At 68.4% G+C, this 11,586-nt stretch carries 8 protein-coding genes; 7 read left to right on the top strand and 1 reads right to left on the bottom strand.

Annotation, left to right across the window (positions count from 1 at the left end; genetic code table 11):
* Window positions 1–2 precede the first annotated feature (2 nt).
* Both PotMrB4_RS23595 and PotMrB4_RS23590 read left to right on the top strand, forming a co-directional pair.
* Window positions 3–674 carry a TetR/AcrR family transcriptional regulator gene (locus PotMrB4_RS23595; RefSeq protein WP_044403275.1) on the top strand — a complete coding sequence of 224 codons (672 nt, stop codon included), beginning with the start codon at window positions 3–5 and terminating at the stop codon, window positions 672–674.
* An 81-nt stretch (window positions 675–755) separates the two neighbouring features.
* The gene (locus PotMrB4_RS23590; protein ID WP_069563974.1) at window positions 756–1,697 is read left to right on the top strand and encodes an alpha/beta fold hydrolase; all 942 of its coding nucleotides are present in this window, start codon (window positions 756–758) and stop codon (window positions 1,695–1,697) included.
* Window positions 1,698–1,994: 297 nt separating this feature from the next.
* Here the strand turns inward: PotMrB4_RS23590 and PotMrB4_RS23585 are convergent, their stop codons facing one another.
* Window positions 1,995–2,828: a metal-dependent hydrolase gene (locus tag PotMrB4_RS23585; RefSeq protein ID WP_172434627.1), complete on the bottom strand. Its 834-nt coding sequence runs from the start codon at window positions 2,826–2,828 to the stop codon at window positions 1,995–1,997.
* Window positions 2,829–2,951: 123 nt separating this feature from the next.
* Between PotMrB4_RS23585 and PotMrB4_RS23580 the strand changes: the two genes are divergently transcribed.
* From PotMrB4_RS23580 to PotMrB4_RS23560, 5 genes are all read left to right on the top strand, one after another.
* Window positions 2,952–3,971, top strand: a complete 1,020-nt coding sequence (locus tag PotMrB4_RS23580) for an AraC family transcriptional regulator (protein ID WP_172434626.1) — start codon at window positions 2,952–2,954, stop codon at window positions 3,969–3,971.
* Window positions 3,972–4,016: 45 nt separating this feature from the next.
* Window positions 4,017–4,658, top strand: coding sequence for an MBL fold metallo-hydrolase (locus PotMrB4_RS23575; RefSeq protein WP_044411483.1), 642 nt, complete (start codon window positions 4,017–4,019; stop codon window positions 4,656–4,658).
* Window positions 4,659–4,739: 81 nt separating this feature from the next.
* Window positions 4,740–5,438 carry an OmpA family protein gene (locus PotMrB4_RS23570; protein WP_107330949.1) on the top strand — a complete coding sequence of 233 codons (699 nt, stop codon included), beginning with the start codon at window positions 4,740–4,742 and terminating at the stop codon, window positions 5,436–5,438.
* Between the two features lie 294 nt (window positions 5,439–5,732).
* Window positions 5,733–9,443, top strand: coding sequence for a response regulator (locus tag PotMrB4_RS23565; protein ID WP_172434625.1), 3,711 nt, complete (start codon window positions 5,733–5,735; stop codon window positions 9,441–9,443).
* On the top strand, window positions 9,424–11,559 hold the full coding sequence (locus PotMrB4_RS23560; protein WP_172434624.1) for a putative bifunctional diguanylate cyclase/phosphodiesterase: 2,136 nt from the start codon (window positions 9,424–9,426) through the stop codon (window positions 11,557–11,559). Before PotMrB4_RS23565 ends, PotMrB4_RS23560 begins: the two co-directional genes overlap by 20 nt.
* The last annotated feature ends 27 nt before the right edge of the window (window positions 11,560–11,586 follow it).

Raw genomic sequence — 11,586 nt, 5'->3', positions numbered from 1 at the left:
TGATGGAAGGGGGCGAGCGTGGGGCCGTTCTGGCGGTGTTCGAGGACCTCGGCGGCTACGGCGCCGTGGCGCGCCAGCAAGGGGAGGGCGGCGGTCCGCTGGTGGGGCACCTGCTGAAGACCAACATCCAGCTGGCGGCCATCCCGGTGTTCGCCCGCAAGGGCATTGACGACACCACGGTGAACGACCTGCTGGAGGCGGCGCGGGTGTCGCGGCGCACCTTCTACAAGCACTTCGCCAACAAGATGGATGTGCTGGCGTGCATCTACCAGACCTCGGTGGTGCTGCTGCTGGAACGCTTCCGCGCCCTGCGCGAGGCCAGCGGCAGCGACGAGGCCTGGCTGCGCGCCATGGTGCGCTGCTTCTTCGACTACCACCTGGCCGTCGGGCCGATCATCCGCCTGATGCAGGAGGAGGCCATGCGCAGCGGCTCGCCCCTTGCCAGCCACCGCCGGCGGGCCCATGAAGCGCTGGTGGCGCTGCTCGACGAACGCCTGCGGATCAGCGGGCCGGCCCTGGAGCCACTCACCGGGCGGGCGCTGATCTGGGCGCTGGAGGCCGCCTCCCTCGACCTGCTCGCCAGCGCCGCGCCCCGTGCGCAGATCGAGCAGGCCACGGCGGTGCTCGGCGACCTGCTGATCGCCGCCCTGCGCCCCCAGGGCGGGCCGGCGTGACACAACCTTAGGCTGGGCCACCGGCTCCGTGGGGGCGTGCTCTGATAAGGCACCGACAATAACAACCACGAGGTGCCTTCCATGACCGCCACCAGCCTGCCGATGATGCCCCCGCTGGCCGTCGGCGTTGCCCGCCTGGGCTTCGGTTCGCTGCCGCTCGACCGGCTCAAGTCGCGCTACGGCAACGCCGAGTCCGGCTCGCGCTACATCGAACTGGACGGCTTCAACGTCCACTACCGCGACGAAGGCAGCCGGGACAAACCGGCGCTGGTGATGATCCACGGCGTGGTCGCCTCGCTGCACACCTGGGATGGCTGGGTGAAGGCCTTCGCGCCGCACTACCGGATCATCCGCTTCGACGTCCCCGGCTTCGGCCTGACCGGCCCCAAGCGCAGCGGTGACTACTCCGGCGAGCGCATGGTGCGCATCCTCGGCCTGCTGCTGGACCACCTGCGGGTGGACAAGGCCTCCATCGCCGGCAACTCCCTGGGCGGCTACATCGCCTGGAACTTCGCCCTGGCACAGCCGCACCGGGTCAACCGCCTGGTGCTGGTGGACCCGGCCGGCTACCCGATGCGCAAGGTGCCCTGGATGATCGCCGCCGCTGCGCTGCCGGGCGCCACCGTGGCGATGCCGATGTGGATGCCCCGCGCGCTGATCGCCCAGGGCATCAAGGAGGTCTACGGCGAGCCGGGGCGGATCAAGCCCGGCGTGGTGGACCGCTACTACGACCTGACCCGCCGCCCCGGCAACCGCCGCGCGATGATGGAGATCTTCCGCGTGCTGCTGAAGGTCAACAAGGACGAGCTGGCAGGCACCCCCGAGCGCGTCGCCGCCCTCCAGGCGCCCACCCTGCTGATGTGGGGCGAGCGCGACCGCTGGATCTCGCCCAAGCACGTACCGCTCTGGCAGCGTGACGTACCGGGCATCCAGGTGCTCACCTACCCAGGCGTGGGGCACATCCCCATGGAGGAAATCCCCGAGCAGACGGCCGCCGATGCACTGCGGTTCCTGCAGGGCTGAGGCCCGAGCACAGCAACCAAGCGAGCGCCGCTCCCGCCTGTGGATAACACCCGGGAGCTGCGTTTTCGGTCAGGTACGTGGAGTTGTCGTCGCGCTGACGTAGGGTGGGCTTCAGCCCACCGCTCTTTGCAATTCTCAACGACTGTCCCGTTTCCGCTTCACCCTCCTGTGCTCGGGGCTGCCGGGGGCGGTGCCGCAACATCTGGAGAAACGCGGTGGGCTGAAGCCCACCCTGCGGGGCCTGAACCTGGAAACGACAACGGCCCCGAAGGGTCGTTGTGTATCACTGCTGGTGGATCAGGCCGCTGCGGGCAGCCCGTCGAACTCTTCCCGGGTCTTGTACATCAGGTCCCGGTTGTCGTGGATCCAGGGGTGGAAGCCTTTCTTGAAGAAGTCCATGTACGCCGGGATCAACTGTCGGAACATGCCGTTCTTGCCCCACATCCAGCTCAGGCCATCGCGCCAGACACGCCAGTTCCACAGCAGGCCGTCGCGCTTGAGCATGTGGATCAGCCCGCGGTGGGTGTCGAGCATGAAGAAGAAGGTGCCCATGATCATCGCCCGGCGCAGCAGCTTGCGGCTGCCGCAGACCTGGTTGTAGACGTCGAAGGCCACCGCCTTGTGCTCCGTCTCCTCCAGGGCGTGCCAGCGCCACAGGCGGGCCAGGGTCGGGTGGGCGCCGGCAATGTGCTCGGGGTGCTTGAGCAGGCCGTCCGCCATGATCGCGGTGATGTGCTCCAGGGCGGCCGTGGCGGCCAGTTGCCGGCGCGGCGAGAACTTCTTCTGGGTGTAGCGGATGCGTGCCTGGGCGCGGCGCTCGATGCGCCCCACGTCATAACCCAGGTCGCGCAGTCGGGCGCTGTATTCCAGGTGTTCGCGGCTGTGGTGGCCTTCCTGGCCGATGAAGCCACGGATCTGCTCCTTCAGCACCAGGTCGGTGATCTCGTCGCGGAAGTGCCGCACCGAGTCGATGAAGAAGCGCTCGCCATCGGGAAAGAGCACCGACATGGCGTCGAACAGGTGGGTCTTGAAGGCATCGCCGCTGTGCCAGTGGCGGGGCATCGGATTGGGCAGGTCGAAATCCATGTGACGCGGGCGGATTACCAATCCTTCTGGGGTCGTGCTGGTCATGGGGACTCCCTGAGTCGGTTCAAACCACGTCCGCACTCTCGCTTGCGGGGTCTTGTCGGACAAGGTTATCTTCTGCCAATCGTCAGGTCATATCTGGCCACGGCCGACCCACAAGAAGAACCCATGAAACAGCCGCTGACCTTCTCCGCCGAGCTCGTTCCGGTTGCCTACGCCGAAGCCCTGCTGAGCCTTGCCGAAGAGCTGGGCGTCACCCGCGAGGCGCTGTTCAGCGCGGCCCGCGTGCGCCCGGAAGTGCTGCAGAGCCCCAATGCGCGGCTCTCCTTCGTCGACTTCAACCTGCTGGCCACCGCTGCCCTGGTGCAGTGCAATGAGCCGGCCCTGGGCCTGGTGCTGGGCCAGCGGCTGAACGTCTCCACCCACGGCATCCTCGGTTACGCGGTGCTTTCCAGTGCCAACCTCGGGCGGGCGCTGCAGTTCGCCATGAAGTACTACCGGGTGCTGGGCCTGGCCTACGAGCTGGAGCTGGTGGAGCAGGGCGACTGCCTGCGGCTGGAGGCCACCGAGTCCTTCCCCATGGGGCCGCTGGGGCGCTTTGCCGGCGAGGGCCTGTTGACCAGCTTCTGCACCATCGCCCGCTTTCTCGTTGCCGAGCCGCTGTTGGGGCTGCAGGTGGGCTTCGCCCACCCCGCGCCGGACTACGCCGAACGCTACGAAGCCGTGTTCGGCGCACCGGTGGCCTTCGACCAGCCCTGCCACTGGATGACCCTGCCCACGCACTACCTCGACCGCCCCATGTCCCTGGCCAACCCGGCCACGGTGCAGATGTGCGAGCAGCAGTGCGAGGCCATCCTCGCCACCCTCGACGTGCAGGACGCCCTGCTGACCCGCGTGCGCCGCCTGCTGCTCACCCGCCCCGGCGACTTCCCCGACCTGGACAGCGCCGCCCGAGCTCTGCACACCAGCGGCCGCAGCCTGCGCCGGCACCTGGCGGCCATGGGCACCAGCTACCAGCAGGTGCTCGACGAAGTGCGCAAGGGCCTGGCCTTGCAGTACCTCACCACCACCCACCTGCCGCTGTTCGAGATCGCCGCGCTGCTGGGGTTCAGCGACCCCTCCAACTTCCGCCGCGCCTTCCGCAAATGGACGGGCAGGCTGCCGAGCGATTATCGTGCCGACCCTTGATCGACCCGCACCAGGCGCCGCAGAGCGCCGCCCCGGAGATGCCCGATGAACCCGTCCACCGCCCTGATCCGCGAAACCTTCCCCGTCGGCCCTTTGCAGTGCAACTGCACCCTGATCGGCGACCCTGTCAGCAAGAAGGCCATCGTCGTCGACCCGGGCGGCAACCATGAGCAGATCCTCGCCCGCCTGGAGGCCCATGGCCTGAAGCTGGTCAGCATCATCCACACCCACGCGCACCTGGATCACTTCCTCGCTTCCGGCGAGCTGAAGAAGGCCACCGGCGCCACCCTGCACCTGCACAAGGAAGACCAGTTCCTCTGGGACAACCTGGAGATGCAATGCCGCATGTTCGGCGTGCCCTACAAGCCGGTGCCGGCCCCGGACCAGTGGCTGGCCGATGACGAAGAGCTGGCCTGTGGCTGTGGCGTGGCGCTGCACACGCCCGGACACACCCCCGGCTCCATGAGCTTCTGGTTCCCCGAGGCCAAGCTGCTGATCGCCGGCGACACGCTGTTCCGCCGGGGCATCGGCCGCACCGACCTGTGGGGCGGTGACTACGCCACCATCGAGCGCTCCATCAAGGGGCGGCTCTACACCCTGGACGAAGAGGCCACCGTGGTCACCGGCCATGGCCCCGACACCCGGCTGGGCGACGAAATGCGCGAAAACCCGTTCGTCCGGGCCTGAGCTACGGAATTTCCGCGAAGGGCCATGCTCTAATCTGACGGCAGTCCATCCGGTTGCCTGTCACACAGGAGTAGAGAGTCCATGTTCACCACGCGTCGCCTGATCGTCGCGGCCCTTGCCGTGGCCACCTTGTCAGGCTGTGCTTCGCAGAACCCCTATGAGAACCAGGGCCAGGCGCCCCGCCAGGGCATGAGCAAGACCGCCACCTATGGCGGCCTGGGCGCCCTGGCCGGTGCCGTTGCCGGTGCCGCCATCAGCCACAACAACCGGGGCAAGGGCGCGCTGATCGGCGCCGCGGTCGCCGGTGCGGCGGGCGCAGGCTACGGCTACTACGTCGACAAGCAGGAAGCGGAGCTGCGTCGCAGCATGGAAGGCACCGGCGTACAGGTTCAGCGCCAGGGCGACAGCATCAACCTGGTGATGCCCGGCAACATCACCTTCGCCACCAACTCGGCGGACATCGCCAGCAACTTCTATGGCCCGTTGAACAACCTCGCCTCATCGTTCAAGCAATACAACCAGAACAACATCGAGATCGTCGGCCACACCGACAGCACCGGCAGCCACCAGTACAACGTCAACCTGTCCCAGCTGCGCGCCCAGAGCGTGGCCAACTACCTGATGGCCCAGGGCGTCGAACCGGGTCGGTTGTCTTCCCGTGGCATGGGGCCGGACCAGCCGGTCGCCAGCAACGCCACCGAAGCCGGCCGCTCGCAGAACCGTCGGGTGGAAATCAAGCTGACCCCCATCCCCGGTGCTCAGGCACCCCAGCAGTACTGATCCCCCTCCGGGCCTGATCCAGGCCTCCACTTCATGGCCTCGCGCACCCGCCCGGGATGGCGCCGCCGGGGCCTGAAGTGTCCGCTTCCCGAGCGACTTTTCCCCCGGTTTTCCTGCGGCATTTTCCGGCGTGCCGTCGGCCGCTGCCTGCCGTCCGTCGTCTCATTGCTGGCACGGGGCTAGTGCGCCGAATCCTGACTAGACTGCCGACAGGTGACCGCGAATCAATGCTGATCAGCAGCGACTCCCCCTGATTTTTTCCCCCTGCGTGTCGCCACAAGGACAGGAGCATGCATGGACGACCGTCCTCGGATTCCCGACAGGAAACCCTGGCTGCCCGTGGCGGCCGCGATGGTCCTGCTGGTAGCGCTGGGAGCCCTGGTGGTCTGGCAATGGCAGGCCCAGCGGGCTCGCTATGAGGCCGAGAACCAGCAGCGCTTCGACATGGCGGTCGACGAGGTGGCCCAGCGCATCAGCGACCGGATGCGCGCCTATGAGGTGGTGCTGCGTGGCATGTCCGGCCTGCTGGCCGGCAGCGACGAGGTGTCCGCCGACGAGTGGGCGCGGGCCGTGGACCAGCTCCAGTTGCAGGACCGCTACCCCGGCATCCAGGCCCTCGGCTGGAGCCGCTACCTGGCGCCGGCTGAGCTCGTGGCCCAGCCGGGCGACGAGGGCGCTCGTGCCGAAGTCCGTCTGTTTCCCCCCGGCGAGCGCGAGCATTACCTGGTCATCACCTACATCAGCCCGCTGGACTGGCGGAACAAGCGCGCCCTGGGCTTCGACATGCTCAGTGAGCCGATGCGCCTGCAGGCCGTGCAGGCCGCGATCGACAGCGGCGAGGCCCGGCTGACCGGGCCCATCGTCCTGCGCCAGGACGAGGACAACTCGCCCCTCAAGGGGCTGGTGCTGTTCATGCCGGTGTATGGCCGCGATGCACCGGCCACCGCAACCGAGCGCCGCGAAGCGTTCATCGGCACCGTCTACGGCGCCTTCCGCGTCCAGGACCTGATGGCCGGTATCCTCGGGGCGCAGGCCCGGCTGTTCGACATCGAGCTGGCGGACCTCCAGTACCCCGACCAACCCCTGCTGGACCCGCCCGACGCTGCCGAGCCTGCGCCCTATCAGGACCGCCGGGAGCTGCGCCTGTTCGGCCGCGACTGGCAGTTGCAGGTCACTGGCACAGCGGCCTACGCCAGCCTGCAAAGTGATGGCGGACTGCGCTTCACCCTGGTTGCCGGGTTGTCGGCCGCTCTGCTGCTGTCCCTGCTGGTCGGGGCTTACCTGTACCTGCGCGAGCGCGAACTGCTGGCCAGCAGCAAGTCCGCCGCCCTGCTGCAGGAGCGTGAAGCACACCTGCGCGCCCTGGTGGCGCGGTTGCCGGTGGCCACGCTGCTGTGCGAAGGCGACGGGCGCATCGAGCTGGCCAACGACAGCGCCGGGGAGTTGCTGGGTTGCGACTCCGAGTGGCTGGTGGGGCAGCACGCCCTGCGCTTCCTGCCGGGTGCCAGCGGGCTGGAGGCCCTGGCTTTCGAGAGCGAGCACGCGTCGATCAGCGAGTACGAGGCGCGCTGTGACGACGGCCGGCGCACACCGGTGGCCCTGCGCCTGACCCGTATCGACCGCGCCGATGGCCCCCGCTACCTGATCAACCTGCTCGACCTGCAGGCCCGTCGCAGTGCCGAGGAGCGCTTCCGGCTGGTGGTCGAGGCTTCGCCCAACGCCATCCTGTTGGTGGACACCGGCGGGCGTATCGCCATGGTCAACCGCCAGGTGGAGCAGATGTTCGGCTACAGCCGCCAGGAGCTGCTGGGCGAGCGGGTCGAGCGCCTGCTGCCGGTGGCCCTGCGCGAGGCCCACGTGGGCCTGCGCCAGGGCTTCCAGGCCAAACCCGAACCCCGGCGAATGGGCGGTAACCGCGAGCTGTTCGGCCAGCACAGGGACGGCCACATGATCCCGCTGGAGGTGGGCCTTTCGCCGATCCGCAGCGACAGCGAGACCTGGGTCCAGGCCGTGGTGATCGACATCACCGAGCGCCGTGTCGCCGAGCAGCGCCTGCGGGAGCAGGCCGAGCAACTGATGCTCGCCAACCGCTACAAGTCCGAGTTCCTCGCCAACATGTCCCACGAGCTGCGCACGCCGCTCAACAGCATCCTCATCCTCAGTGACCAGCTGCGCCAGAACGCCGCTGGCAACCTCACCGACAAGCAGTCGCGCCATGCCGACATCATCCACCGGGCCGGCAGCGACCTGCTGCAACTGATCAACGACGTGCTCGACCTGGCCAAGGTGGAAGCCGGGCGCATGCAGCTCAAGCTGGAGCCGCTCAACGTCCAGGACATGCTGGTGGAACTGGATGCCAGCCTGCGGCCGATGGCCGAGCTGAAGGGCTTGCAGCTGGTGAGCCGGGTCGACCCGGGCGTGCCTCGGGTCATCCACAGCGACCGGGTGCGCCTGCACCAGATCCTGCGCAACCTGTTGTCCAACGCCCTCAAGTTCACCGACCAGGGCGAGGTGGAACTGTCCGTGTCGGTGGACGCCCAGGACCTCGGCCCCGGCCGCGAGATGCTGCGCTTCAGCGTGCGCGACACCGGCATCGGCATCGACCCCGAGCAGCACGAGCGGGTCTTCCAGGCCTTCCAGCAGATCGACGGATCCACCAGCCGGCGCTTCGGGGGCACCGGCCTGGGGCTGGCCATCACCCGCCAACTGGTGCTCGCCCTGGACGGGCAGATCAGCCTGCGCAGCCGCCTGGGCGAAGGCGCCTGCTTCACGGTCTGCCTGCCGGTGGCCGTGGGGTCGCTGGAGCCGGAGGTGGAGCTGACCGAGCCGTTGCGCAGCGGCGAGGGGCCGCCGGTGCTGATCGTCGAGGACGATGCCGGCTTCGCTGCGGTGATCGCCGAAGCGGCCCAGGGCCATGGTTTCTCCACGGTGCTGTGCAGCAACGGTCGCCAGGCAGTGGCGCTGCTGCAGGAGGAGCGCTATGCGGCGATCATCCTCGACATCCTCCTGCCCGACCTCAGCGGTTGGCAGATCTACCGGCGCCTGCGCGGGCTGCCCAATCACCGGGGCACGCCGGTGCACATCATCTCCTGCGTGCCGCAGCCGCCGGACTGGAACGACAGCGACACCCGCTACCTGGTCAAGCCCATTGGTCGCACCGAGCTGGAACAGGTGTTCGGCGGGCTTGGCGAGCCCGACGCGCAAGGCCACCGGATACTGCTGGTGGAAGACGTGGAGGTGGAGCGCGACCACTACCGCGAGCATCTGCAGCAACTGGGCTTCGAGGTGGTGGCGGTGGGCACTGCGGAGCAGGCCATCGTCGCTTACGAGGCGAACAGTTTCGTAGCCATAGTGGTCGACCTGAACCTGCCGGATCTGGATGGCTTCGAGCTGCTCGACCGGCTGGATGCCCGCCGCTCCCTGCGGGACGTGCGCGTGGTGGTGAACACCGGGCTCGATGTCGGCCAGCAGCACCTGCAGCGTCTGCGGCGCTACTCGGCGACGCTGGTGCCCAAGTCCGCCACCGACCCGGCCGCCCTTGGCGAGGCGGTGCAGGGCTTTCTCGACAGCCTGCACACGCAGCCGGCAACCCATGGGCATTCCGCCCTGGAGGGCGCGCGGGTGCTGCTGGTGGACGACGACGTGCGCAACATCTACGCCCTGACTGCCGTGCTGGACGAAGCTGGCCTACGGGTCACTCCGGCGCGCGATGGCATGGAGGCCATTGCCTGTTTCCAGCGCGAACCCTTCGACCTGATTCTCATGGACATGGCGATGCCCAACATGGACGGATACACCGCGACACGGACGCTGAAAGAGGAACACGCTTGCCACATCCCGGTCATAGCCCTGACGGCCCACGCCATGAAGGGCGACCGGGAAAAGTGCATCACCGCCGGTGCCGACGACTACCTGGCCAAGCCGGTGAACCGTCAGGAACTGCTGGACATGCTGGAACGCTGGCTCGAAGCCGCGGGAGGTCGCCATGACGCAGCCCTTGCCTAAGCTCAAGGCCCCCGAGAGCATCCTCCTGGTGGTGGACGACCGCCCGGAGAACCTCGCCGCCATGGAGGCGGTGCTGGACGACTCCACCTGGGACGTGCGCACCGTCGACTCCGGCGAGGCGGCCCTGCAGGTGCTGCTGGAGGAGCAGGTGGGCCTGGTACTGCTGGACGTGCAGATGCCCGGCATGGATGGCTTCGAGGTGGCCCGGCTGATGCGTGGCAGCCCGCACACCCGCTACACGCCGATCATCTTCATCTCCGCCATCGCCCACACCCAGGAAGCGGTGCTGCGCGGCTACGCCACCGGCGCGGTGGACTTCATCCTCAAGCCGTTCGACCCGCAGGTGCTGCGCCACAAGGTGCAGGCGCTGCTGGACCACGAGCGCAACCGCCGCGACCTGCTGCAGCTCACCCAGCAACTGGACAGCGCCCGGGCGTTCAACGCCTCGGTGCTGGAGAACGCCGCCGAGGGCATCCTGGTGGTGGGTGAGGACGGGGTGATCAGCTTCGCCAACCCGGCCATGGCGCTGATGCTCCAGGGCACCGTCAGCGATCTGGAGGGTCGCGAGTTCCTCAGCCTGATCGCCGCCCCCGAGTACGCCGGGGACTGGCGCCTGTCGGACTTCTATCGGCACTGGAAGCGCGGCGAACCCTACCGCCTGCACGACGCCGCGCTGAAGACCCAGGCCGGCGGCAGCCTGCCGGTGGCGCTGTCCTGCGCGCCGTTGCCCAGGGCCCAGCGCTCGATGGTGGTGATCGGCCTCGACATGTCGGCGGTGCGCCAGCTGCACGCCCAGCTGGAGGCCCAGGCCATCACCGACTCGCTCACCGGGCTGCTCAACCGGCGCGGCTTCTACCAGGCGCTGGAGTCGGCCCTGGCGCGGGTGGAGCGCAACGGCAAGCGCATGGCGGTGCTGTACCTGGACCTGGACGGCTTCAAGCGCATCAACGACTCCCTCGGCCACGACGCCGGTGACCAGGTGCTGCGCCGCGTGGGCGAGCAACTGAAGACCTGCATGCGCCCCTACGACATCCTCGCGCGCATGGGGGGCGACGAGTTCACCGCGCTGATCGACTCCCTCGACCACCCGGAAGATGCGGCCCGGGTGGCGGAGAAGCTCATCGAGCTGGTTTCGGTGCGCTACCGGGTGGACGGCATCGACGTCACCCTCGGTGCCAGCGTGGGCATCGCCTGCTTCCCCGAGTGCGGGCAGACGGTGGACGGCCTGCTGCGCGCCGCCGACATCGCCATGTACGAGGCCAAGCGCGCCGGACGCCAGCAGTACCGCTTCTTCTCGCCGGAGATGAATGGCCGCGCGCGCTCGCGGCTGATGCTGGAGGAGAGCCTGCGCAACGCCATCGAGCAGGACGACTTCGTGCTGGTCTACCAGCCCCAGGTGTACCTCGCCACCGGGCGCCTGCGCGGCTTCGAGGCCCTGTTGCGCTGGGAGCACCGGGTGGCCGGAACGGTTGCGCCCAATGTGTTCATCCCGCTGCTGGAGGAGACCCGGCTGATCAACCGCCTGGGGGACTGGATCTTCCAGCAGGGGGTCGGCCAGGGGCTGAAGTGGCGCGAGCGCTTCGGCGAGGACCTGGTCATCAGCCTCAACGTCAGTCCGGTGCAGTTCGGCATGCCGCACCTGGTGGAGGACCTGCGCCGGGCGTTGGAGCAGCGCGGCCTGCGTCCTTCGCAGATCGAGGTGGAGGTGACCGAGAGCGCGTTGATGCAGGACCTGGACATCACCCGCGAGCAGCTGCGCCAGTTGCGCGAACTGGGGGTGCGGGTGGCCATCGACGACTTCGGCACCGGCTACTCCTCGCTGGCGTACCTGCGCCACTTCGAGCTGGACACCCTGAAGATCGACCGGCTGTTCATCGCCAACATGCTGGAGTCGCCCCGTGATGCGGCGGTGGTCGCCACCATCATCGACCTGGGCCGCCACCTGGGCCTGGAGGTGATCGCCGAAGGGGTGGAGACGGCGGCACAGCGCGACTGGCTGATCGAGCACGGCTGCTCGGTGATGCAGGGCTTCCTGGTGGCGCCCGGCCTGCCGGTGGCCAAGGCGAGCGAATTCCCGCTGCAGCTCGACTGGCAGGCGTTCGACGCCGCGCGGTAAAGCCGGCGAAGGCGGCCTACACTTGCG

It is taken from the genome of Metapseudomonas otitidis (assembly GCF_011397855.1).
In the GTDB taxonomy this organism is placed as follows: domain Bacteria; phylum Pseudomonadota; class Gammaproteobacteria; order Pseudomonadales; family Pseudomonadaceae; genus Metapseudomonas; species Metapseudomonas otitidis.
The sequence above is the reverse complement of the archived record's forward strand: the minus strand, read 5'-3'. Positions and strand labels throughout refer to the sequence as shown.